This window comes from Haloferax sp. KTX1, assembly GCF_902410085.1.
In the GTDB taxonomy this organism is placed as follows: Archaea; Halobacteriota; Halobacteria; order Halobacteriales; family Haloferacaceae; genus Haloferax; species Haloferax massiliensis.
Map to the genome: position 1 here is coordinate 82,731 of NZ_CABPRH010000006.1, position 23,057 is coordinate 105,787.

Below are 23,057 nucleotides of genomic sequence, written 5' to 3' on the forward strand. Positions count from 1 at the left end.
TCATGAAAACAGCAGAGTAGTCCGTTCGAATCGGGTTATTCGTTCATCACCCTGCAAATCGTTTAAGGGAGATACTCATCGGCTCGGGTATGTCGACGACGATTGGCAGTAGCCCGAACGGAACGAGTCGAGAACTGCGGTTGCTGAGCGGCTTCGTGGTCCGCATCGAGGTTACTTCTGACGCGGACTACGCGGCGAGGCTCGATGTCCATCACGATGGCCGGCGATGGGTCTACGGAATCGATAGCAACGAGAAGGCGACGTTCATCGATGCGTTCGACACCGACGGTCGCGTCGACGATCCCGACGAGCCAGAGTGGATGCGCGAGGTCTTTCTTGAATTGGAGGTTGATAGGGAATGACGCTACGGTTCCGGCAGCTCGTCTTCGCTGACGTTGCCCGCGAGGAACTCTCTGCCGAGGTCAGTCAACTCATAGACACCACCCTCGTTGGAAAACAGGCCAGCACGCTCCATCTTCTTCATTCGAGCGTTGACGTAGTTCTGACCGTAGTCGATGTTGTATGCCACTACCTTTGCTGTCGCTCCAATATCATAGGATTCGTAGAACAACAAGATCTCGTAGTCAACTCCGTCTTTGAACCACGAGATACGCTCAACCATTTCCTTGAGACGCAAACTCATTACTATTCTAAAATAACAGCGTTGCGAAATAAGTTTTGTAGATATAGCTATAATAGGAATGTAGCTATAGCTACAAAGTTTTATATTGGATGGCTATCATTGTCGGTAGTGACGACTCTCACCGTGGCCAACAGGTCGCGGAAAACGCCCGGGCTCCTGTTCCAGCAGGACCCGAGCAACGGGCCGTCACCCACAATGACGACCAAACTGAAGCTCTCGCGGGCACGGAATAAATCCCGCGACACGCCCGACGAAGCGTCAAACAACTGCCCCACGTGCGCCACGCCCATCGAGGGCTTCGCCGCGAGCGGCCCCCTTAGCCGCACGGTCGAACCGTGCGGTTGCGTCCTACCGAACGTCCGCGCGAGCGACATCGCGCAGGAGAACTAACACCATGAGTTACAACGCCGAGAACCTCGACCGAATCGTCAGCCATCTGCGCAACGACCTCACCATCGGGGAATGGACCGTCGTCACTGCGAAGCGCATCTCCAACAGCACCGACCTCGGAACCCGTGAAGTCGGGTACTGGCTTGGACGCATCAACGGCAGTCGCGATGACTTCGACCCAATCCACACACCCGGCCTCGAAGTCTCGAAGTGGAACACCGGCGCATCAACGCCCGTCCGCTGGAAGGTCGAACGCGTCGAAGCCGAACCACAGGACGACGCCGATTCGGAACGCATCGTCGCCGATGGCGGCGTTCGGTGGCTGGACCTGAGCGAGTTCCAGCAACAAGTCGTGAAGGCCATCATCGAAATCGAGCAGCGAGGAGGAGAGCCCTACGGGCTCGGTATCAAAGAGTTGCTCTCGGAACGCTACAACAAGGAGGTGAACCACGGTCGCCTCTACCCCAACCTCGACGACCTCGTCGAACAGGGAATCATCGAGAAGAGCGAACTCGACAAGCGGACGAACGCCTACGAATCGACCGCATCCGCCCGCGCGATGGTCGCTGGAGAGGCAGAGCACATGGCCTCGCTGGCCGGCCTCGAACTCGCCGAAGCGGTCACCGACGGTGGTGAGCGGCAATGAGTTGCGACATCTGCGGGTCGCGCTGTCAGGGCCGGCTCTGCCGCGACTGCGAGCTGATGGAGCGACAAGAAGACGACCTCGAATGGCGCTGGGACGACCTCGACGACGAAGAGGATGATGTCGACCGCGGCGACGGCGTCGCCACCGACGGCGGAAACGCTGAAGCCTCGCTCGGAGCGTTCGAGACCGTTGCCGAAACGCTCGGCATCTCGCTGGACACGCTCTACCGCCGACTCGCGCACGAGACGCCGTCGAACCCGCGCGAGTGGGAACCGCCACTCCCCGAAGCCCAAGAGCACGCCGGTGCCGAGGAGATGCACGTCGCGCTCGATGTCGAACCGACCACCGCGCAGGGAGGTGTGAGTGCAGAACTTTCCGACCGAGTCAACCAGCTCTACGTCGAGGCGACGACAGAGAACGTCATCTTCGAGGTCGCCGAAGAGTTCCAGAGCGTTTCGTTCTCGACGACGTTCGCGCCCGACCAAGCCAAAGCGATCGGCTGCGCGCTGATTGCGGGCTCGAAGCGTGCCGCTGACGCGAACTCCGGCGTCATCGTCCGGAAGTACAATCTCGCCGGGGTCGATCGTGGCGACGGAATCGAGACTGATGGCGGCCGTATCAACTGGCCCGCAAACTTCGAGCGGACCCCGCCGAGTGATCGGGAATCAACGACGAAGTTCTCGATTTCGCTCACGAGCGCGTTCACCCGGCTCGAACGGTCGCTCAAACGCATCGGTGTCGATGACTTCGACTACGAATTCGACGCGAGACAACGTCAGAAGGACAAGCGCCCATACGCTCGGGCAAACCCTGACGACCCGTCTTTCGTCGTCCGCTGGACGAAGGACGGCGAACAGTTCGCTGTCGCCTGCGACCGCTACTCGGAGTTCCGCGACAACGTCCGCGCGGTGGGCCTCTACTTGGAGGAGAAGCGGAAGATGGAGAACCGACCAGTCGCGACCGGCGAAAGCGAATTCGCCAACGCTCGGTTGCCACCGGCCGATGATGATGTCGTCGCAGCGCCGCGACCCGCGCACGAAGTTCTTGGCGTCGAGCCCGATGCCTCCGACGAAGAGATTCGCGATGCGTTCCGTGAGGCGGTCAAGAAACGTCACCCGGACAAGGGCGGCCGTCTCGAACTGTTCAACGAGCTGCAAGAGGCCAAGGAGGCGATGCTCGGATGACGCCCGCGATCACGTCGCTGCAGGACGCCCTCGACGGTGCGAACCACGAGCGCAGTCGCGAACTCATCCGCGAGGCGCTGCAGTACGAGGAGATTCACATCAACGAGTGGCTCCAGACGGTCAGCGGCCTCGAAGGCGTCCGCCACATCGAGTGTGACCGCGACGGCTCCGAAATCGTCTGGTTCGACCCAGACGCCGACTTCGCCATCGAGGCGACGCTCGAACTCGCGCAGCAGTTCAGTTGGTCGATTGGGTCGGTGAGCTTCCACGCTCGCTCGATCACCTTCGAGAGACCGGAGGTGAGTACCGAATGAGTTCGAACCAGATCGCCGCTATCGAGAACGGGACTGCGTACTACTACGAGGACGTTGACGAGCCCGTTCGCCACGAGGGCCGGATCGAGATCTACGCACACTACATCCGGCTCTGCGGTGGCCCGACCACGACCTGGGTCCCGCGAGAGAAGGTCCAGCAGGTGATGGAGATATGAGCTACCATCTCTCGACCGGGCTCGCGCTCGCCTGCGATGAACTCGACCACGTTATGGGGGTGATCCGGTCGGTTCGTACGTCTGAAGCTGAGTTCCGTGCTGAGGTCGCTTCAAACTTCGGCGTCGGTCCGGACGACTTCGACGTCGAGTCCGAGCTCGTCGACGGCCACCTCGTTCATCGCGCGAGGTGGTCGCCGTGAGTGACCGCCGCCGTGACCCTGGCGCGCTCAAACCTCGTGAGGCTGTCAGTCGGTATCTTCGCCGTCGTAGCGCCGATTCGACGGAAGCGAGCATCGACTCGTGGAAGTACCGCTTGAAACTGTTCGTTCAGTGGGCCGAGGGCGTTGGTATCGAGACGGTGAGCCAGTTCCGAGGTTATGACCTGGACGAGTACTTCGAGGTTCGGAGTTCAGAAATCGCACCGGCCACGCTCGAGGGCGAGATGTGGACGCTTCGGAAGTTCTTCGAGTATCTAGAGCAGCTCGAAGCCGTCGACGACGGACTTTCCCAGTCGGTTCGGATTCCCGATCTCGACGAGGATGACCGTTCTGACGACACGCAACTCGATGCGCCTGACGCGATTGCGCTTCTCAAGTTCTACAGACAGAGTGACCATCACAGAGCGAGCCGTAACCACGTCTTCCTCGAACTTGCGTGGTACACTGGTGCTCGTCAGGGTGGTATTCGTGCGCTTGACCTTCGAGATCTCCAGCTCGAAGACAACTTCATCGAGTTCCGCCACCGCCCCGAGACTGGAACACCGCTGAAGAACAAACGAAATGGTGAACGTCCGGTAGCTATCCCGCCTGAAGTCTCTCAAATCATCCGCGAGTACGTAGACGAGAACCGCTACGATGTCCACGACGATCACCAGCGCCAACCGCTGCTCGCCAGCATGGATGGTCGCCCGGAAACAGGCACTATCCGGATGTGGTCGTATCTCGCAACGCTCCCGTGTCTTCACGACCTGTGCCCACATGGTCGGGATTCCGACACGTGTGAGATGACCAAGTTCGCACATGCGAGTAAGTGTCCGTCCTCGAGGTCGCCGCACAAGATTCGGACAGGGTCGATTACTTGGCAGTTGGACTCGGGACTTCCTCCGGAGATTGTCGCGGAGCGAGTGAACGCCGGTATCGACGTGATCAAGAAGCACTACGACGCGGCCACCGCCTTCGAGCGGATGGAGCGTCGTCGTCGCCAGTACATCGACAACCTAGTAATCGATCTATGAGCGGCGCTCTGACCGGATTTTTGAATTCTGGTGAGAGTGCTACTCACCCTCGCCGTCTGGGGATTAGGTGTACGCTGAGCCGGCCCATTTCTACCCCTTTCAACGCCGACGAGCACCGCGTAGCGTGTGCGAGTCCCCCTGAAACGATTGTCTGGGCGACTGAAGATTCGAATGCCTGAGCGACAGCGAGGGACATGCGAAGCTGAGCTGACTTACTGTATATTTTCTTTTTCTGCATTTTCTCGTATGTCCAGCCACTGCCGTGTAGTCGCAGTAATGCTACTCGACTGAACAGACCGACTGCAGCGAGGAAGACGAACACAGACGTGAGTGCAAGCGCGATCACAGTCTTGTTTTGCACCATTAGTCGAACACCTCAGTGAGATGTTGCTGATGGTGGGATTGCGGAAATTCCGGAGATTCCTCCTAAACAGTCTCGTTGCTCTTTGTTGAGATAACCAGTATAGTCAAATATGACAACCACGTGGGAACAAGGAAGATGCCCGATGAGGAGCACGTAGATTCTATTGAAAACGGCCAGAATTCACTACTCTTCACACAGAGTAGGGTAATTGGATTTCTTGGCTCCGCCTTTGTGATACTACTTCTCGTATTTCTTCTTGAGAGTTCAGGGACTACAGACTTCCTGCAGATAAGTTTCCCACTACAGATCACCGACACAGTTCGGATTGTCACTGGTCTTGGGTCGTTGGGACTGTCATTGGGACTTTTGTTGCTATACGATCGACAAGCGGAGATCCAGCGTTCTCAGCGGGACTTGAGTGAAGACCAAACCCGCATCGCCAAGCAGCAAACCGAGATTATGGTGGCTCAGACTGAGTTGAGTGAGCTGGAGCATAAACCTATTCTAGAGGTGAGTAATATCGGGACTAAGACAGCAAGAGATGTCGATTTCTTTGAAATTGAAATTTCAAATATTGGTAAAGGGATTGCACGAAACATAGAAATTGAATTAAAACCAGACTTCGACTTTCCCGAGTCAACTTCTGCTGAGATTTGTTTTGAAGAAAGTCGCTGGGTTCCAGTCCGCGAAGTGAGTTTCACGGGTGTTAGAGCGGACTCATCTTTTCTTCGAGCAGGTGAACAGGATGTCAAATTTCTCCTTTCTGCAGGGTTGAATATCGGTGTAAACCAGGATCACACAACACGTGCTGCTTTCGAATTGGCAACTGAACAGTTGGCTGATGTGAATAAAGACTGGCTGAGACTCAAATTGATTTTCCACTTTTCAGACAGCCAAGAACACTCCTACGAGGAGGAGTTTGCAGACCTGCTACTTCCGATAAAGGGAAGAACTCGACTTAGAACAGCAGTAGAATACGGTTCTACTGTTGATGATTATCATGGGCCAAGACCAGGTCCTGATAGGAGTAGCATGGAGGAGAATAGCGGTTACACCTACGCGAGATACAACCCAAAAACTGGCAAACTAGAACCAACAGAAGATGAAGAGGATACACCAATAGGCTAACAATATTGGGGTTCCGAAGTGCCCGATACTAATGTTGATTATCCAAACCCATGTGGTTGATCACGAATGTATACGACATCCTCGATGTATGCACCTTCACTGCCGTCGACGGTGAGTGCCGTGTATAGATACAGAGCGACTCGACTAGGTGGCCGATGTGGTTGCGGTTATGGGCCATATAGAGTATAAGCAGAACTGGCGCTGGGGTCTCGTTTAGTCGCCCAAGAACCGAAGCAATTATCAATTTTAGGCAAGCCTAAAAACTATGGAGCACGACGAGACGCCACGGACGGGACTGACGCGGCGCGACTACGTGAAGTACGGTGGCGCGGCCGTCGGAGGCGGTCTGCTCGCCGGCTGTACCGGGGGACGCGGTTCGGAGTCGACGACGGCCGCCGAGACCGAGGCGGCGGCGCAGACCCCGACCGAGGCGGCCACGGAGACCGAGACGCCCGCTGACGCGTCGTACTCGGTGACGATGTCGCCGGTCGGCACCGTCGAGTTCGACGAGCCGCCGCGGAGCATCTTCACGCGGCTTTCCCACCACGCGGGGATGGCGTTCGCGCTCGGCCGCGGCGACGACGTGAACGCGGTCAACGGTCCGGAGTACTACGACACGACGTGGAAGCAGTTCACGGCGCGACTCCCGGGCGTCGAGGTCGACTGGGCTGACCTGTATCCGTCGTGGGAGACGAGCAAGGAGAAGCTCTACGAACTCGACAGCGACGTGCATCTGGCCGACCCCGCGTCGGTCGTCCAACTCGAACAGTGGGACATTGGCGACGTCGAGGAGGTCGCCGAGAACGTCTCGCCGTGGTTCGGGAACTCGCTGAGCGCCCGTCACTCGTCGCCGACGGACGAGTGGACCGGCGGCTACGAGTACTACACGCTGTGGGAGCAGTTCGAGAAGGTCGCGCAGGTGCTCAGAGAGGAGGAACGCTACGAGGCGCTCGCGGCCGTCCGCGACGACGTGCTCGCCGCCATCGAAGAACGGCTCCCGCCGGAAGACGAGCGCCCGAGCGTCGCGTTGCTCACCGCGTCCGACATCGAGAAGCAGGTGTGGGCGTACACGGTCGGCAACCCCGGCTTCATGACCTCGCACATCCGGCCGCTCGAACCGCACGACGCGTTCGAGGGCTCCATCGAGTCCGGGTCGACCGTCGACTTCGAGGCGCTGTTGGAGGCCGACCCCGATGTCGTGCTCTTCCTGAGCGGGATGCAGCCGAGCGTCAGCATGAACGACCTCCGGGCGACGCTCGAAGCCGACCCCGTCGCCGCGGAGATTTCGGCGGTCCAGAACGGCCGCGTCTACCCGCAGGGCGCGCGCTATCAGGGCCCGATTCTCAACCTCTTCCAGCTTGAGATGAGCGCCAAGCAGTTCCACCCCGAGGCGTTCGGCGAGTGGCCGACCTCGGACGGGGGCCCGTACCCCGAAATCCCCGAGGAAGAACAGCTGTTCGACCGCCAGCGCGTCGCCGATATCATCAACGGCGAGTTCTGAGCGGTCTCTCCGCCACGTTTTCGGCCAGCGACCGGCCCCGCACCCGCCGCCGCCCGGCACAAGAGATTTGTCCCGTCCTCGACTCCACCAGATAGACAGATGACGGACCGACCCGCGTTCGACCGACGGGCGTTCCTCGCCGCGCTCGGGAGCGCCGGCGTCGGGTCGCTCGCCGGCTGTTCGGCCCTCGGCGGCGACTCGACCGAAACCACCAACACCGCCGCCCCGACCGAGCGCGTCGACGCCGACGTCGCCCGCGACCTCGCGGCGCGGTTCGCGCCGACGCTCTACTTCGACGCCGACGAGACGTGGTTCCCGACGGACCCGCGGGCGTACGCGAGCGACCGGGACGGCGAGACGGTCGTCGACGGCTTCGACGCGCTCGACGGCTACCACGCGACGCAGCGGGAGACCGGCGAGCGAGCGCCGGAGCCGACGGTGTTCTACAACGTGGTCGGCTACGAGGGCTCGTCGCTGACGGCCGTGCAGTACTGGTTTTACTCGGTGTTCGACCAGTTCACGACGAACTTCCACTGGCACGACTGGGAGGTCCTGCACGTCTTCGTCGACACGGCGGGCGACGAGCCGGTTCCCCAGCTGTACGTCGCGAGTTCGCACGCGCGGTCGGTGCCGAACAACGAATTTCTCGACCCGGACCCCGCGCGCCCGCCGCGGGTGCTGTCGGAACTCGGGTCGCACTCCAGCGCGCTGTCGCTCAACGACCGCGCCGACCGGTTCCAGCGGCTCCCGACGGGCGGGACGTTCGCGGACATCACCAACCGGGCGTTCGACCGCATCGAGGACGCCGCGGAGATACCCATCGCCTACGGCCTCCCGAGAGATGAGGGCGCGCGCCTGCCCTACGTCGTCCCGGAACTCGACGGCGCGCCGGTGTACGAAGACGAGCGGCTCCCGTCGGTCACCCGCGAGTCCCTCGTCAGCGAGGCGCTCACGGTGCGGTCGTTCGACGCGCTGTCGTCGCCGCCGACGGACCTCCCGGCGCGGTCGACGGGGCTGGTGTTCGGGCCCGAGGCGGCGGACGATGACGGCGACGCCGCCGACGCGGACGCAGACCCCGCCGCCGACGCAGACATCGAATACGCGCTCGCCCCCGCGAGCGAAGTCGAGCACATTACTGAGTTCACCGGGCCGCAACTGAGCTTCGAGTTCTCGGTCCCGGGCTTCGTCGAGGACGCGATTGCGAGCCACCTCACGACGACGAGCGCGCCGTGGAGTCAGCCGCGCTACGCCGACCCCGCGGCGGACATCACCGACCCGACCCACCGGACCGCGCTCGCCGAGCGATACGACGTCGTCGACGAGCCCTCGACGCTCAACACGCTTTTCGTTCGGGTGACGGAGGCCGTCACCGACGCCGACGCGCCGGACGGCGAGGGCGTGACGACCCGCGAGTCGGGCGTCGAATCCGTCCTCCTCTTGGAGAGCGACCCCGAAGCCGCGCCGACGTTCGGCGGTCTCGGCGTCCTCCGGGACGTGCCCGCGGGCGACCACCGACTCACGGTCAACGGCGCGGGGTCGGCACCGCACGGCGAGACGGTTCGGGTCGGGGACGCGGGGTCCGGTTCGGCGTCCGCGTCGGAGACCGAATCATCACCCGACGACGGCGACGGCGGCGACGAAACGCTCGTCACGGCCGGGGTGGACGGCGAAATCCCGCTCGTCGCCCGGGCGTCGGCGACGAAAGTCGAGGTCGACGCCGACGGGACGGACCGCGACCTGACGGCGCTCGCGCTCGAAGATGATTTCGGCGGCCGGCTGTACGACGCGCCGCTGTCCGGGCCGGACGCCGTCTACGTCCACCGCGGCGGCGCGTACACCGTCGAGGTCCGCGACAGCGACGACGAGGTCGGCGCGTTCCGCGTGAACCCCGACCCGGACACGGGCGCGGCGGGTGGCGCGTCCGACTCAGACACCGACTCGGACTCAGACACCGACACCGGCCCCGCGCCCGCGTCGATTCCGAGCGTCCGCATCGACGAGCCCCGAACCGGGAAGGCGTCGCTCGCGACGTTCCTCGCAGATATCACCGCGGAGACGGCCGCGGCGGTCGCGGCGGTCGACGGGGGAGACGGCGACGACGCTGACGGTTCGGACGACTCGGCGGGTGCGGCTACCTCAGGCGATTCGGACGACGCGGGCACCCCGGACGACGCGCCCGAGACGTCGACGGGCGGCGGGCAGGCGAACGCGGTCCGCGGGCTGGCGCAGGCGCTCGAATCGGTCGCGGAGGCCGCGCGCCGGGCCGCCGAACGTGCCGAGGCGGGCGACCGCGGGCGGGCGGACGAGAGCCTCGACACCGTGGCGTCGCGGCTCGAACGCGTGGCCGAGCGGTTGGCCGAGGCCCGCGGGGAGCTTCCGGGGTCGCTCTCACGGGCGACCGACCGGCGACTCGAACAGGCGCGCCGTCGCTCCGAGCAGGCCCGCGCGGCCGACGCGCTCTGAGCGGTGAGTGTATAGGATAGGTCGCGTCGCCGACCGGCCGCGAACGCGCCGCTCGCCGGTCGAATATGGGGTAAAATGTAGGTTATCGTTCTGCCGCGAAACGCGGCGTACTAAATTAGTTTAAAGGCGCGTGAGGTTCGTCGCGCGGGGGCCCTTGGGGGCCTGCTCGATGTCGAACTCAACATCCGTGCCTTCTTCGAGGTCCGGGCCGCCGATGTCTTCCATGTGGAAGAACACGTCGTCGTCAGCATCGTCCGTCGAAATGAAACCGTAGCCGCCAGTGTCGTTGAAGAAATCAACGTTTCCTTTCGCCATTGCTTTTGAACACACACGCCCTTTACGGATAAGACTTGTGCGAGTCGTGCTGTCATGGGGGTTATTTTATTGAATCCATTTCTGAATCGTCGGGTTTTGTAGACAAATGTTCTGGTACGTCGATTCTTCTCCGCCCCCGACTCGTAGTTCGTCGTCGATTCCTCGATATCCTGTGGTATCGGCAGTTCTGGTCTCGGACGCGTCTGCCCACAGCCGACGAGGTTTTACGCGTGGCCGGACGGTCTCCGACACCGTGGATGCTAACGACGTTCGTCGGAAGTGGGCGGATCGGTCGGGAGAGTTCTCGCCGGAGTACTACGCGTACTACGGGCCGAACGAGACGAGCGAGTCGATTCGACGGGTGTTCGAGGAGCGTCTCGACCCCTCGGCGTCGATTCTCGAACTCGGCTGCGGTCCCGGTCGACACCTCTCGCACCTCCGCGAACACGGCTTCGAGAACCTCCACGGCGTCGACATCAACCCCGACTGCTTCGAGGTGATGGCCGACGCCTACCCCGACCTCGCCGACTGCGGGACGTTCCACGCCGACGCAATCGAGGCGGTCGTCGACGAGTTCGAACCCCGCCAGTTCGACGCCGTCTACTCCGTCGAGACGCTCCAGCACGTCCATCCCGACGACGCGTGGGTGTTCGAGGCGCTCGCCCGGAGCGCGGGGAGCTACGTCGTCACCGTCGAAAACGAGGGCGACCGGTCGGTCCCGCCCGAGGACCGCGGCGTCAACGACGAGGAGTACGACTTCCCGCTGTACTACCGCGACTGGGCGGCCGTGTTCACGCAGTTCGGCTTCGAGCAGGTCGCCCGCGAGCACGGCGACCGCGACTCCCTCCGCGTCTTCCGGCGGACCGACTGAGGCCGCAAGCGCGGTCGCCGCCCCGTGTTCACCTCAGAACCCGCCGTAGCGGAGGTACACCATGTCGGCGATGAGGACGAGTTGGAACACCCCCTGCACGCCGCCGAGCATGGCGTTCTGTTTTCCGATGGCCGAGATGACGCTCGCGTCCGGGTCGTCGGAAGTCATCTCGAAGTACATCCGTATCTCGCCGGGCATCAGGAAGCCGAAGCCCTGCACCGAGAGGACGGTGACGACCGCCAGCGCGACGACGATGGCCGGGGTCGTCATCCGGAAGTCGCCGATGGTGGTCGCGACCCACGCGAGCGACCCGACGGTGGCGACGGCGAAGACGACTTGCCAGCGCCGGTCGCGCCACGCGTTCAGTCGGCGACCGAGCAAGAGGAGCGTCGGAATCAGATTCGCGGCGGTGAACAGCGCGAGCCACGGTTCGGCGTGGGGAAACACCCCGAGTCGCTGGGCGAGCGTGATGCCGCCCGCGATGGTGACAAGCGCCATTGACGGGAGGAAGAACGCGGTCTTCGGCGTGAGGCGCTCGAACACCGCGGCGCTCTGTTCGTCGGTCAGCCCGCCGATGACCGGCCCGAGAATCGCCCCCATGAACAGGTCGGTGCCCGTCCACAGCAGGCCCGCCATGACGTGGACGAACGTGTGTTGCTGGAGCGACCCGACCGTGACCGCGTACCCCAACGCGACTACGGAAACCGCGACGATACCGCCCGCAAAGGCCGGGTTCGCCCGCCGTGCCATGCCCCCGATTGTCCCACCAATCGTTGCCCTGTGTTGACTCATCACATTCGAGACGTATACTATCGGTGATAAAACCGGCGACGGACGCACTTATCCCCCCTTCCCCCCACCTTCCGACCATGACTGACGCCCTCTCGTTCGATATCACGAGCGTCGACGACGTCGCGGCCAACCGCGACGAGGTCGTCGCCGCGGTCGAGGCCCACGCGGGGACCATCGCGCGCGAACTCGCCATCCTCCAGGGCGGCGACTACGGCCAAGAGACGTTTAAGACGCGCCGCGGGACGTGGACGGTCAAGTACGAGGCGGGCGCGCTCCAGTACCTCCGGTTCAAGGGGAAGTCCGGCGGCGAGACGTACGTCGTCTCGACCAAACAGCCGCCGGAGCCGAAGGCCCTGGCGACGGCGATGGAAGACTATCCGGCGTTCGTCGAGGCGTACAACGACCACGTCGAGTCGCTCGACGGCGTCCTCGACGACGTGCCGACGGCGTTCCCCGCGGTGACGACGACCGAGGAAATCGTCGCCCAGCGGGACCAACTCGTCTCGACCATCCGCGAGGTGGCCGACACCATGGCCGGCGAACTCAACCGCTTCGACGGCGAGTACGGTACGTTCACCCAGCGGGTCGGCGGCACGCGCTGGGAGCTGAAGTGGGACGGGCCGCGGGCGTCGTACCTCCGCGTCGGCGGCGAGGGCGGCATCTACCTACTGTCGCAGTACGAGCCGCCCGCCGCGCCCGACGTGCGCGAACTCGCCGGCGACTTCGTCGCGTTCGTGGAGGCGTACAACGACTACGTCGACGACCTCGAAGCCGACCTCGCCACCGTCTCGTTCGACGACGTTGGGTAGCGGGGCATCGCGACGCTTTTGGAAACGCCGCCGTCACGTACCGCCATGAGCGACGACCCCGAAGCGGGCGAAGATGCGCCCGCCGCCCCCGGCGACGCCGCCACCGACGACCTCGCGTGGGAGACCACCGACACGCGCATCGACTACTCGTGTCCCGGCTTCGACATCCGGATGGACGACGTTCGGCTCCCCGACGGGACCGAGACGGACTTCCACTACGTCGACGAACCCGCGGCGGTCGTCGTCCTCCCCTTCACGCCCGACGGCGACGTGGTCGTCATCGACGAGTGGCGACAGGCGGTCGGCCGGACCAATCGCGGGCTCCCCGCCGGCGGCACCGAACCGGACGACGACGACTACGCCGCGGCCGCCCGGCGCGAACTCGCGGAAGAGACCGGCCACGAGGCCGAGGCGGTCGAACCGCTCGTGACCGTCGAGCCGACCAACGGTATCGCCAACTCGGTCCACCACTACTTCGTCGCGCGCGGGTGCGAGCCGAGCGCCGACCAGAACCTCGACTTCAACGAGAGCATCCGCCCGACGACGGTCGGCTGCGACGACCTCAAGCGAGCCGTCCTCGCGGGCGAGGTCCGCGACGCGCGGACGGTCCTCGGCGTGCTCTACTACGAACTCGCCGGCGAGTAGCGCATCCGGTCACTCGCGCACCCCACGTTCGACCCTCGAACCCCGTTCCGAGGCGAGAAGGATTTTGACGCCGGCGCTCTAAGTGGTCGGCTGTGTCTACTACGACGCGTCTCCCCGACCTCGCTCGGTCCTTCCTCGCAGCTATCGCCCTCGGCGGCGGCGGTCTCGTCGTCGGCACGATACTCGTCTTTATCACGCAGTTCGCGGCGGTGCGCGCGGGCGTCGAACTGACGCCCCTCGCGCTCGTCGTCACGTCGCTCATCCTCCTGCAGGGTATCGCCTTCGGCGGCGTCGCCCTCGCCTACAGCCGGTACCGCGGCCTCGACCGCTCGTACTTCGGCGTCTCGGTCCCGTCGCTCCGCGACATCGTCGCGGTCGTCCTCGGCTACGTGACGGCGCTCGCCGCGGCGTTCGTCGGCGCGTTTCTCGTCTCGACGTTCGGCGTCCAAGCGGGGTCGAACCAGGTGACCGAAATCGCCGCGCAGGACCCCGAGGTGCTGTTGCTCCTCGTCCCGGCGTCGTTCCTCCTCATCGGCCCCGGCGAGGAACTGCTGTTCCGCGGGGTCGTCCAGAACCGCATCCGCGAGTCGTTCGGGCCGGTTCCGGGCATCGCCCTCGCCAGCGCCATCTTCGCCGCGATCCACTACGTCGCGCTCACCGGCGGCGCGGGCGGCCGCCTCGTCACCATCGGCATCCTGTTCCTCCCGAGCGTCGTCTTCGGCACGGCGTACGAACTGACCGACAACATCGCCGTCCCGGCGCTCATTCACGGCGCGTACAACGCGACGCTGTTCTCGCTGGCGTACCTCGTGTTCAAGCTCACCGAGATGAACCCCGGCGGGGTTCCGTCCGGTCTGCTGTTCTGAGTCGTTACGACTCGTCGGGACTCTTCTCTGCATGCGCCCTCGACGCCGCCGACCGCCAGCCGAGGTCGGACTGATTGACGGGTTCCATGTCGGGTGTTCGAGTCGGCGGAAAAAAGCGTTCGTCGGGGTCGCTCGCCCGCGTGGTCGCCGGTCGTCGGTCAGTTCGGTCCGTCGTCGCCGGCCCCGTCGGCCCGCATCGCTCGGTTGGGGGTTGACGCCGCGGGCGTCGCCGTTTCGCGGCCCGGCGTGCCGCCCATCGCACGCCCGGATTCGAACTGCGAGACGAGCGACTTGAGCTGTTGTGCGCGTTCCGAGAGCGACGAGGACGACGCCGCAATCTGCTGGGTCGCGGCGGTCTGTTCCTCGGCGGCGGCCGAGACGTTCTGCGCCTCGGACGCCGTCTGGTCGCTGAGGTTCGTTATCTCGTCCATCATCGTGACGACCTCCTGGGTCGACTGCGCCTGCTCGTCGGTGGCGCTGCTGATAGACTGGATGGAGTCGTTGCTGTCCTCGATCTTGTGGACGATCTCTTCGAGCACGTCGACCGTCTCGCCGACGGTCTCGCGGCTGGATTCGACCTCGGATTGCGTCTCGAAGGTGTCCTCGGCGACGTTCTCGGTCGACTGCTCGATGTCGCGGATGAGCGAGTCGACCTCCTGGGTCGCCTCGGCGGTCTCCTCGGCGAGCGTCTTCACCTCGCTGGCGACGACGGCGAACCCCTCGCCGGCGTCGCCCGCGCCCGCCGCCTCGATGGACGCGTTGAGCGCGAGGATGCTCGTCTTCTCGGCGATGTCGTCGATGAGGTCGACGACCTCGCTGATCTGGGTGACCGACTGCTGGAGGTCTTCGACCTCGTTTACGGTCTCGGTCGACCGCGACTCCAACTGCTCCATCTTCTCGATGGTCGAACCGGCGGCCTCCTGGCTCTCCTTGGCGCGGCCGACGGTCTGTTGGGACTGCCGCGCGATCTCCTCGGACGACGAGGCGATCTCCTCGATGGTCGCAGAGAGGTTGCTCAGTTCGGACTCCGCGGCGTTGAGGTTCCGGTGTTGGGTCTCGTTGCCCGCGGAAATCTCCTCGATGCTGTTGGCCACGTCGGTGCTCGTCGTCTTCACGGCGTCGGCGCTCGCGGTGACCTCGGAGCTCTCGTCGTCGACCTGCTCGGCGAACGTCTGTATCTGGACGATGACCGAGTCGATGGCCTCCAACATCTCGTTGAAGCCCCGTCCGATGCGGCGCATCGCGTCGTTGTCGCTCTCGGCGTCGACGCGGACGGTGAGGTCGCCGTCGGCGGCCGTCTGCATCGCGTCGCCGTAGCTCTCGGCCTGCCGTTCGAGGTCCGTCGTGAGCGCGTCGAGTTCGCGCCGCCGTTCGTCGGCGTCGTCGACGAGCTCCTTCATGTCCGCGACGATGGCGAGCGTCGCGGTGCCGCCGATGGCGAAGACGGCGACCGTGGCGGTCATGAGCGGCGAGGTCACGAGGTTGAATATCTCGGTGTATATGCCGAGCTTTTCCATCGTGAGGCTGAACATCCACAGAATCGCCAGCACGGAGGCGAACGCGTACGTCAGCCAGAACGACGCTTCCGCGTCGGTGTCGCGGTAGTTGAGCCACGCCAGCACCGCCGCGCCGATGAACCCGAGGGTCCCGATAGCGTCGAACAGTGCGTCGATTATCATGAAGCGTCACCGCCCTTGATGACGTTTTTCCGGCGCAGGTACGCCGCCGCGAAGAAGGTGGCTCCCGCGAGGCCGATGCCGAACGCGTGCTCGACGAAGTTGAGCACCGACCCGAGGAACAGCGCCTCGACGTTCGTCGCGATCATCCCGACCACGAGCAGGACGTACCCCGCGGCGAACAGCTTGGTCTCCTCTCTGTACTGCGTGATAACCGGTATGAGCCCGACGAGCGAGACGGCGAGCGCGGTTACTTCGAGCGGTGATAAGTCGGCTAACATCTACCTTCTCGGTTGAGCCAATCTCTTTGTAAACTGTTCGTCCAAAAAATCACGTTTGATACTCCTCGTGTATATTATCTAGACTATTTCAAGGAATGCGGTGTGATATCTTCGTGCGTCCATTTTTCCGTGGCCGGCCGCCCCGCGAACGCAACCCTTACCGCCGCGCTCGGGGAACGCCACTCCATGCGCGACCACTTCGAACTCCGCGACGGGGACCTCGCCGGCCGCATCGGCCGCCTTTCGGTCCCGCGTGCGGGGGTCACCGTCGAGACGCCGGCGCTCCTGCCGGTCGTCAACCCCAACATCGACACGATTTCGCCCGCGCGACTGGAATCCGAGTTCGGCGCGGACATCCTCATCACCAACTCCTACATCATCAAGACGAACGAGCACCTGCGCGAGGAGGCGCTGGACGTGGGCCTCCACGAGATGCTGGACTTCCACGGGGCCATCATGACCGACTCGGGGTCGTTCCAGCTCGCCGAGTACGGCGAAATCGACACGACGACCGAGGAGATTCTGCAGTTCCAGCGCGACATCGGCACCGACATCGCCACGCCGGTCGACATCCCGACGCCGCCGGACGTGGCCCGCGAGCAGGCCGAGACGGACCTCGAAATCACGAAGCGAGCCCTCGCCGACGCCGAGGCGGCCGACACGGGCGAGATGCTCGTCAACGCGCCCGTTCAGGGGTCGACCTACCCGGACCTCCGCGAGGCGGCCGGCCGCCACGCCGAGGCGACCGACCTCGACGTGTTCCCCGTCGGCGCGGTCGTGCCGATGATGAACGCCTACCGCTACGACGACATGGTCGACGCCGTCGCGGCCGCCAAGCGCGGCCTCGGCGTCGACGCCCCGGTCCACCTGTTCGGCGCGGGCCACCCGATGATGCTCGCGCTCGCCGTCGCGCTCGGCTGTGACCTCTTCGACTCCGCCGCCTACGCCCTCTACGCCCGCGACGGGCGGTATCTCACGGTCCGCGGGACCGAACACCTCGAAGACCTCGACTACCTCCCGTGTACCTGCCCCATCTGCACGGAGTACTCGCCGGACGACCTGCGCGCGAAGGGGTCGAAACGACAGGAGCAACTGCTCGCCGAGCACAACCTCCACGTCACCTTCGCCGAACTCCGCCGCATCAAGCAGGCCATCCGCGACGGCGACCTCATGGAACTCGTCGAGGAGCGCGCCCGCTCGCACCCGGCGATGCTCGACGGCTACCGCGCACTCCTCGACCACGTCGACCAGCTCGAACGCGAGGACCCCGCCTCCAAGGGCGCGTTCTTCTACGTCTCCAACGAGAGCGCCCACCGGCCCGAAGTCGCCCGCCACCACGCCCGCATGGACCGCCTGACCGCCGAGGGTCACGTCCTCCTCACCGAGGGCGGCACCCCCTCCGGCGACGACTTCGACGCGACGTGGCGGGTCGTCCCGCCGTTCGGCCCGTTCCCGCGGGCGCTCTCGGAGACCTATCCGCTCACCGCCGAGGTGCCCGAGCGCCTCGACCGCGACGCCTACGAGCAGGCCGCCCGCGGCGTCTCGCGGCTGGTCGAGGAGAACCCCGACGCGGCGTTCACGCTGGCGCACGACGACTGGCCCGAGTCGGCGCTCGCCCGCGTGCCCGAGTCGGTCGAGTTGGAGTCGCTGTCGGCGGTCTCCGAGCGGTTGGCCGACGAGGCGTCGGCCGAGAGTGACGACGTGCGCGTCGAGGACGACGACACTTTGGAATCGACCGAGGAGTAGCCGCGTCGGCCGCATCGGTTGCGGTGGTCGCGTCGACGTCTGTCGGTCGATGCTCTTAGGTTCACCCGACGTATCAACGAACACGATGGAGGCTGTCCTCTGGTACGTGCTCACGGGAACCCGCGGCGGTGAAAACCGTGTGCGCATCCTCAAGACCGTCGAGGAACAGCCCCGAAACGCCAACCAGTTGGCCGAGACGCTCGACCTCGACTACAAGACCGTCCGACACCACCTCGACGTGCTCATGGACAACGACGTGGTCCAGCGCAGCGGCGACGACTACGGCGCGGTCTACCTCCCGTCGCCGCGGTGTCGCGCCAACTGGGAGACCGTCGAGACGATCGTCGAGCGGATGGACTGAGCATGCAGGCCACGGACGCGGTGATTATGGACAGATTTGGGAAAGCGTATATCAGGATGACGGGGAAAGGAGAGAACGAATGAGTATCTGGGTGGACGTCGCGACGGTCTCGTCGGGCGTCAACGTCGTCGTGCTCCTCGCACTGTCGGCGGTGTGGGCCCGAAACTACCTTACCTTCAGGTCCAAACACGCCGTCGGCCTCCTCGTGTTCGGGGTGTTCCTCCTCGCCGAGAACGCGCTCGCGTTCTACATGTACATCCTCGACCCGACGCTCTCGGGGTGGTTCAGCACCGACGTCCCCGTCATCGCGTGGCGGCTGATGATGCTGTTACACGTCTTCGAGACGCTCGGCCTCGCGTTCCTCGCGTGGATTACGTTCGACTGAGAACGAGACCGCTGTGTTCTCCCGCGCCGTCCGGTTTTTCCCGCCGCCCGCTCACTCGCGGTGTTTCCGCTCGTGGGTCGGGTGTTCGGAGATGTAGACGCTCGTGTGGTCCGGCACGTCTTCGGTGACCCACGAGTTCGCGCCGATGCTCACGTGGTCGCCGACGGAGACCGCGCCGAGCACCTTGGTCCCCGCGCCGATGACGACGCTGTCGCCGATGTCGGGGTGGCGCTTGTACCCCTTCTTGAGCGAGTGCTCGTCGTCTTCGTCCTCCTCGAAGTGGAGCGCGCCGAGGGTCACGTCCTGATAGATGCGCGCCCACTCGCCGATGGTCGCCGTCTCGCCGATGACGACGCCGGTGCCGTGGTCGATGAAGAAGTAGTCGCCGACGGTCGCGCCGGGGTGGATGTCGATGCCCGACTCCATCTTCGCGTACTCGGTGAGTTCGCGGGCGTACGCCGGCGCGCCGGCCTCGTAGAAGGCGTGGGCGACGCGGTGGACCACGATGGCTTGCACGCCGGGGTACGACCGGATGATTTCGAGATAGCCGCGCGCGGCGGGGTCACCCTTGTAGGCCGCCTCCACGTCCTTTTTCAGCGTCTCGCGGATATCCGGGAGTCGCCTCACGACCTCGTCGACGATTGGTGCGGGGTCCTCGTCCGTGTAGGGTTCGATACCGGAGTAACAGAGCGCGCCGAAGTTGGCGACGGCGTCGCGGAGCAGTTCCTCGTCTCCGACCCACGGTCCCGCGTTCCAACAGCGCGGGAACAGGAGGCGCTTGATGAGGTCGACGTCCTCTCGCAGGTGGTTCTGCCGCGGGAACGAAAGCGACGTGTCCGTGGGGAAGGGGTCGTCGTCGGCCCGGTAGGACGCCGCGAGCCCGAGATGCGCGTCGCCCGAGTAGGTGTAGGACATCCGATAGCGATAGTTGGTGGACGAGCGGTATTTAACTCCCCGTTTATCGGGTCCGCGCCGCCGCCCCCGAGCCGCGCTCCGCGCCGCCTCCCACTCGCCCCGAGCCGACTGCTCGATGCGACTTCCGGCCGCCGAAACCGGGCGACTGGGGACACATCGGGGAGAGATTTGGGTGACAGTTCGGAAAATCTTCTTTTAAATATTCGCCCCCGTCTGAGACATGCGACGCACACTCGCAGTGTTGATGACACTCGTCGTGGTCGTCGGGGGCATCCCGGCGGCCGCAGCGGCACAACAGGAGACCACGGCCGTCTCCTTCGAGAACCAAGCGACGGGCGGGACGACCGTGACGGTCGACTCCGTCACGCTCCCCGAGGGCGGCTTCGTGACGATTCACGACGCCTCCGTCACGGACGGGAACGTCCTCGGGAGCGTCGTCGGCTCGTCGGCGTACCTCGACGCCGGCACCCACGAGAACGTGACCGTCCACCTCGACGAACCGGTCGACGAGTCCGGCACGTTCGTCGCCATGCCCCACACGGACTCCGACGGCGACCGCGTCTACTCGTTCGTCGCGGCCAACGGCGAGGCCGACGGCCCGTACACGGCCGACGGGAGCGCCGTCGTCGACACCGCGACGGTCAACGCGAGCGCGACCGTCTCGATGTCCGACCAGCCCACGACCGGCGACTCGGTCGTGGTCGACCGGGTGGAACTCTCGCAGGGCGGCTTCGTGACGATTCACGACGCCTCCGTCACCGAGGGCGCGGTGTTCGAGAGCATCCGCGGCACCTCGATATACCTGCCCGCCGGCGTCCACGAGAACGTCCGCGTCGAGCTTGACGCGCCCGTGACCGAGAACGCGACGCTCGTCCCGATGGCGCACATGGACACCGACGGCGACGAGAACTACACCTTCCCCGAGTCGGAGGGGGAGACCGACGGCCCGTACACGGCTGACGGGAGCGCCGTCGTCGACACCGCGATGGCCATGCCTTCGGACACCGCGAGCGTGAACTACACCGCGAAGGCCACCGGCGGCTACTCCGTGGTCGTCGACTCGGCGTACCTGCCCGAGGGCGGCTTCGTGACGGTCCACGACGGCACCGTCACCGAGGGCGCGGTGTTCGAGAGCATCCGCGGCACCTCCGCGTACCTCGAACCCGGCCTGCACCGCGACGTGCGGGTCACCCTCGACGCGCCGCTGAACGAGACGACCACCGTCGTCCCGATGGCGCACATGGACACCGATGACGACGAGACCTACACCTTCCCCGAGTCGGAAGGCGAGGCCGACGGTCCGTACACGGCTGACGGCAGCGCCGTCGTCGACAGCGGCGACGCGACCGTCTCCGCCAGCGTCGACTACACGACGAAAACCTCGGACGGCGCGACCGTCGTGGTCGACCGGGTGGAACTCTCGCAGGGCGGCTTCGTGACGATTCACGACCCGTCGCTGTCGGGCGGCGCGGTGTTCGACAGCGTGGTCGGCACCTCGATGTACCTGCCCGCCGGCGTCCACGAGAACGTCGAAGTCACCCTCGACGAGCCGATTCGCTCCTCGCAGGCGCTCACTCCCATGGCGCACATGGACACCAACGACAACGAGGCCTACGACTTCGTGACCAGCGAGGGCGACGCAGACGGCCCGTACACCGCTGACGGCGGCGCGGTCGTCGCCAGCGCCCACACCTCGGTCAACGCGGTCGTGACCGCGATGGACCAGTCCGGCGACGGCGCGACCGTCACCGTCGAGTCCGTCACGCTCCACGACGGCGGGTTCGTGACGGTCCACGACGCCTCCGTCACCGAGGGCGCGGTGTTCGAGAGCGTCCGCGGCACCTCCGCGTACCTCGAACCCGGCACCCACGAGGACGTCGAAATCACCCTCGACGCGCCGTTCGAGGAGTCCGGCACCGTCGTCCCGATGGCGCACATGGACACCAACGGCAACGAGGCCTACGACTTCGTGACCAGCGAGGGCGCGAACGACGGGCCCTACGTCGCCGCCGGCGGCGCGGTCCTCACGACGGCCGACTACACGGTCGAAGGCACGATGACCGAGACGACGACCGACGAGTCGACCGAGACGACGACCGACGAGCCGACCGACTCGATGACCGACGAACCCACGACCGAGATGGGGGACGAGTCCACGGAGACGACGACCGAGTCGTCCACCGACGCGCCCGGCTTCGGTCTCGTCGTGGCCCTCGTCGCGCTCGTCGCGGCGGCGCTCGTCGCCGCCCGGCGTCGGTAATCCCGCTGACGACGCACCGGCCCACCACCACACAGAGGCACCCTTTTTCGTACGCCGCGCGGGTCACAAGCCACCCCCGCGCGGCACGCGCCCCGCTTCGGGGTTATTTCGTCTCTTTCATCCGCGCCGCGTAGTCCCACGTATGTACTCGCGCGGGACGAATCCGAATCACGACCTCGTCGCGCTCGGGCGAGAGCAATCGCTTCGCCAGTTCCGAGTCGGTGTCGCCGAGATAGCGCGCGATGAGTCGTCGCAGAACGTCCTTCTCCGCGTCGGGTTCGACGGTCGCGGTCCCCCGCCCGCGGACGCCCCGGTACGGCGGGTCGTTGGTCGAGATCTCGAACGCCACGTCGTCGCGGGCGCGGAGGAATCGCACCACGTCGGCGTCGGCCGCGGTGGCACACCGGAGTTCGGCCGCCTCGGGGTCCCACTCGTACCACAGCGAGAGCATCCAGAGGTCGTCCGCCGGTGTGCGACACGAGAGCCGAACCGGGACGGTCGCGTCGGCGAGGAAGTCGTCGACGCGGTCGCGCGGCCACGGGCCGGTGGGGTCGGAGGCGTCCATAGTGGTCGTTCGGTCGGGACGGGCTAAACTCGGTAGGCTCGGTGGAAGTGGAGCCGCCGAACCGGTGAGTCGGTCGCCGGCGGGTCCGCCGTGCCACCAGACATACGGGTGTCAGGACACAAGCCCACGTGATGACGGACACAGACCTCGGAACGGCGGTAATCGTCTACGACGACCCCGACGAGGGAACCGTCGAGAAACGCGTCGAAAACGAGAACATCGCCTACTTTCAGGACCACTGGATCGTCAAACTCGACGAGGACGCCGGCGGCAACGACGTCGTCCGCCGGATTCCGATTCAGCGAGTCCACTACGTCGAGCGCTCCGTCGAGGAGTTCGAGACGGAGGTCAAGACGCTCCGAAACCAGGTCGAGTCGTTCGCGAAGAACCTGCAATCGTCGCTACTGGGCGGCGGTGACGACGCCGACGCGCGAACGGAGGAACCCCAGCGCATCGAAGTCGAAGACGGTCGGTCGAACGAGTAGTCCGTCCGTTTCCGCTGTTTTTCGCGTAACTCGCCGTTTACG

Annotated in this window: 27 protein-coding genes; 20 read left to right on the forward strand and 7 right to left on the reverse strand. The window is 64.8% G+C overall.

Features of this window, described 5'->3' with window-relative positions:
- Positions 1 to 89: 89 nt before the first annotated feature.
- Positions 90 to 362, forward strand: coding sequence for a hypothetical protein (locus FY251_RS11300; protein ID WP_148414949.1), 273 nt, complete (start codon positions 90 to 92; stop codon positions 360 to 362).
- A 2-nt stretch (positions 363 to 364) separates the two neighbouring features.
- Here the strand turns inward: FY251_RS11300 and FY251_RS11305 are convergent, their stop codons facing one another.
- Positions 365 to 643, reverse strand: coding sequence for a MarR family transcriptional regulator (locus tag FY251_RS11305; protein WP_255516674.1), 279 nt, complete (start codon positions 641 to 643; stop codon positions 365 to 367).
- 108 nt (positions 644 to 751) lie between these two features.
- Between FY251_RS11305 and FY251_RS11310 the strand changes: the two genes are divergently transcribed.
- The 10 genes from FY251_RS11310 to FY251_RS11360 all read left to right on the forward strand — a co-directional run bounded on the left by FY251_RS11310 (position 752) and on the right by FY251_RS11360 (position 10,043).
- Positions 752 to 1,033 carry a hypothetical protein gene (locus FY251_RS11310; protein ID WP_255516675.1) on the forward strand — a complete coding sequence of 94 codons (282 nt, stop codon included), beginning with the start codon at positions 752 to 754 and terminating at the stop codon, positions 1,031 to 1,033.
- Between the two features lie 4 nt (positions 1,034 to 1,037).
- The gene (locus FY251_RS23405) at positions 1,038 to 1,679 is read left to right on the forward strand and encodes a helix-turn-helix transcriptional regulator (protein WP_148414952.1); all 642 of its coding nucleotides are present in this window, start codon (positions 1,038 to 1,040) and stop codon (positions 1,677 to 1,679) included.
- A complete protein-coding gene (locus tag FY251_RS23110) occupies positions 1,676 to 2,863 on the forward strand; it encodes a J domain-containing protein (protein ID WP_255516676.1) in 1,188 nt (395 codons plus the stop codon). The genes FY251_RS23405 and FY251_RS23110 overlap by 4 nt, the downstream gene beginning before the upstream one ends.
- Complete coding sequence (locus tag FY251_RS11330; RefSeq protein WP_148414953.1) at positions 2,860 to 3,177, forward strand: hypothetical protein; 318 nt, start codon at positions 2,860 to 2,862, stop codon at positions 3,175 to 3,177. Before FY251_RS23110 ends, FY251_RS11330 begins: the two co-directional genes overlap by 4 nt.
- Positions 3,174 to 3,353: a hypothetical protein gene (locus FY251_RS11335; protein ID WP_148414955.1), complete on the forward strand. Its 180-nt coding sequence runs from the start codon at positions 3,174 to 3,176 to the stop codon at positions 3,351 to 3,353. The genes FY251_RS11330 and FY251_RS11335 overlap by 4 nt, the downstream gene beginning before the upstream one ends.
- Positions 3,350 to 3,553 carry a hypothetical protein gene (locus FY251_RS11340; RefSeq protein WP_148414957.1) on the forward strand — a complete coding sequence of 68 codons (204 nt, stop codon included), beginning with the start codon at positions 3,350 to 3,352 and terminating at the stop codon, positions 3,551 to 3,553. Before FY251_RS11335 ends, FY251_RS11340 begins: the two co-directional genes overlap by 4 nt.
- Positions 3,550 to 4,587: a site-specific integrase gene (locus tag FY251_RS11345; protein ID WP_148414959.1), complete on the forward strand. Its 1,038-nt coding sequence runs from the start codon at positions 3,550 to 3,552 to the stop codon at positions 4,585 to 4,587. Before FY251_RS11340 ends, FY251_RS11345 begins: the two co-directional genes overlap by 4 nt.
- 499 nt (positions 4,588 to 5,086) lie before the next feature.
- Positions 5,087 to 6,079 (forward strand): hypothetical protein, encoded by a 993-nt coding sequence (locus FY251_RS11350; protein WP_148414961.1) that lies wholly within the window; start codon positions 5,087 to 5,089, stop codon positions 6,077 to 6,079.
- A 265-nt stretch (positions 6,080 to 6,344) separates the two neighbouring features.
- The gene (locus tag FY251_RS11355) at positions 6,345 to 7,580 is read left to right on the forward strand and encodes an ABC transporter substrate-binding protein (protein ID WP_148414963.1); all 1,236 of its coding nucleotides are present in this window, start codon (positions 6,345 to 6,347) and stop codon (positions 7,578 to 7,580) included.
- A 99-nt stretch (positions 7,581 to 7,679) separates the two neighbouring features.
- On the forward strand, positions 7,680 to 10,043 hold the full coding sequence (locus tag FY251_RS11360; protein WP_148414965.1) for a hypothetical protein: 2,364 nt from the start codon (positions 7,680 to 7,682) through the stop codon (positions 10,041 to 10,043).
- 120 nt (positions 10,044 to 10,163) lie between these two features.
- Here FY251_RS11360 and FY251_RS11365 read toward each other — a convergent pair whose 3' ends face one another.
- On the reverse strand, positions 10,164 to 10,358 hold the full coding sequence (locus tag FY251_RS11365) for a cold-shock protein (protein WP_004041873.1): 195 nt from the start codon (positions 10,356 to 10,358) through the stop codon (positions 10,164 to 10,166).
- A 253-nt stretch (positions 10,359 to 10,611) separates the two neighbouring features.
- Here FY251_RS11365 and FY251_RS11370 point away from each other — a divergent pair, with 253 nt between their 5' ends.
- Positions 10,612 to 11,229, forward strand: a complete 618-nt coding sequence (locus FY251_RS11370) for a bifunctional 2-polyprenyl-6-hydroxyphenol methylase/3-demethylubiquinol 3-O-methyltransferase UbiG (RefSeq protein ID WP_148414967.1) — start codon at positions 10,612 to 10,614, stop codon at positions 11,227 to 11,229.
- Positions 11,230 to 11,262: 33 nt separating this feature from the next.
- Here the strand turns inward: FY251_RS11370 and FY251_RS11375 are convergent, their stop codons facing one another.
- The gene (locus FY251_RS11375) at positions 11,263 to 11,979 is read right to left on the reverse strand and encodes a hypothetical protein (RefSeq protein WP_148415092.1); all 717 of its coding nucleotides are present in this window, start codon (positions 11,977 to 11,979) and stop codon (positions 11,263 to 11,265) included.
- Between the two features lie 119 nt (positions 11,980 to 12,098).
- Between FY251_RS11375 and FY251_RS11380 the strand changes: the two genes are divergently transcribed.
- The 3 genes from FY251_RS11380 to FY251_RS11390 all read left to right on the forward strand — a co-directional run bounded on the left by FY251_RS11380 (position 12,099) and on the right by FY251_RS11390 (position 14,341).
- Positions 12,099 to 12,830 carry a hypothetical protein gene (locus FY251_RS11380; protein ID WP_148414969.1) on the forward strand — a complete coding sequence of 244 codons (732 nt, stop codon included), beginning with the start codon at positions 12,099 to 12,101 and terminating at the stop codon, positions 12,828 to 12,830.
- Between the two features lie 45 nt (positions 12,831 to 12,875).
- Positions 12,876 to 13,475 carry an NUDIX domain-containing protein gene (locus tag FY251_RS11385; RefSeq protein WP_148414970.1) on the forward strand — a complete coding sequence of 200 codons (600 nt, stop codon included), beginning with the start codon at positions 12,876 to 12,878 and terminating at the stop codon, positions 13,473 to 13,475.
- A gap of 92 nt (positions 13,476 to 13,567) precedes the next feature.
- Positions 13,568 to 14,341 (forward strand): CPBP family intramembrane glutamic endopeptidase, encoded by a 774-nt coding sequence (locus FY251_RS11390; protein ID WP_148414973.1) that lies wholly within the window; start codon positions 13,568 to 13,570, stop codon positions 14,339 to 14,341.
- 158 nt (positions 14,342 to 14,499) lie between these two features.
- Here FY251_RS11390 and FY251_RS11395 read toward each other — a convergent pair whose 3' ends face one another.
- Both FY251_RS11395 and FY251_RS11400 read right to left on the reverse strand, forming a co-directional pair.
- Positions 14,500 to 16,020 carry a methyl-accepting chemotaxis protein gene (locus tag FY251_RS11395; RefSeq protein WP_148414975.1) on the reverse strand — a complete coding sequence of 507 codons (1,521 nt, stop codon included), beginning with the start codon at positions 16,018 to 16,020 and terminating at the stop codon, positions 14,500 to 14,502.
- Positions 16,017 to 16,298: a hypothetical protein gene (locus tag FY251_RS11400; protein WP_148414977.1), complete on the reverse strand. Its 282-nt coding sequence runs from the start codon at positions 16,296 to 16,298 to the stop codon at positions 16,017 to 16,019. Before FY251_RS11400 ends, FY251_RS11395 begins: the two co-directional genes overlap by 4 nt.
- Before the next feature lie 186 nt (positions 16,299 to 16,484).
- Here FY251_RS11400 and tgtA point away from each other — a divergent pair, with 186 nt between their 5' ends.
- From tgtA to FY251_RS11415, 3 genes are all read left to right on the forward strand, one after another.
- Positions 16,485 to 18,044, forward strand: coding sequence for a tRNA guanosine(15) transglycosylase TgtA (tgtA, locus tag FY251_RS11405; RefSeq protein ID WP_148414978.1), 1,560 nt, complete (start codon positions 16,485 to 16,487; stop codon positions 18,042 to 18,044).
- Between the two features lie 85 nt (positions 18,045 to 18,129).
- The gene (locus tag FY251_RS11410; protein WP_004041883.1) at positions 18,130 to 18,405 is read left to right on the forward strand and encodes a winged helix-turn-helix domain-containing protein; all 276 of its coding nucleotides are present in this window, start codon (positions 18,130 to 18,132) and stop codon (positions 18,403 to 18,405) included.
- A gap of 79 nt (positions 18,406 to 18,484) precedes the next feature.
- A complete protein-coding gene (locus FY251_RS11415; protein ID WP_007276061.1) occupies positions 18,485 to 18,790 on the forward strand; it encodes a hypothetical protein in 306 nt (101 codons plus the stop codon).
- Between the two features lie 51 nt (positions 18,791 to 18,841).
- Here FY251_RS11415 and epsC read toward each other — a convergent pair whose 3' ends face one another.
- The gene (gene epsC, locus FY251_RS11420) at positions 18,842 to 19,705 is read right to left on the reverse strand and encodes a serine O-acetyltransferase EpsC (protein ID WP_148414980.1); all 864 of its coding nucleotides are present in this window, start codon (positions 19,703 to 19,705) and stop codon (positions 18,842 to 18,844) included.
- A gap of 244 nt (positions 19,706 to 19,949) precedes the next feature.
- Between epsC and FY251_RS11425 the strand changes: the two genes are divergently transcribed.
- Positions 19,950 to 21,965, forward strand: coding sequence for a PGF-CTERM sorting domain-containing protein (locus FY251_RS11425; protein ID WP_187367402.1), 2,016 nt, complete (start codon positions 19,950 to 19,952; stop codon positions 21,963 to 21,965).
- A gap of 103 nt (positions 21,966 to 22,068) precedes the next feature.
- Here the strand turns inward: FY251_RS11425 and FY251_RS11430 are convergent, their stop codons facing one another.
- Positions 22,069 to 22,530 (reverse strand): pyridoxamine 5'-phosphate oxidase family protein, encoded by a 462-nt coding sequence (locus FY251_RS11430; RefSeq protein WP_148414983.1) that lies wholly within the window; start codon positions 22,528 to 22,530, stop codon positions 22,069 to 22,071.
- Positions 22,531 to 22,661: 131 nt separating this feature from the next.
- Here FY251_RS11430 and FY251_RS11435 point away from each other — a divergent pair, with 131 nt between their 5' ends.
- Positions 22,662 to 23,015 carry a hypothetical protein gene (locus FY251_RS11435; RefSeq protein WP_148414984.1) on the forward strand — a complete coding sequence of 118 codons (354 nt, stop codon included), beginning with the start codon at positions 22,662 to 22,664 and terminating at the stop codon, positions 23,013 to 23,015.
- The last annotated feature ends 42 nt before the right edge of the window (positions 23,016 to 23,057 follow it).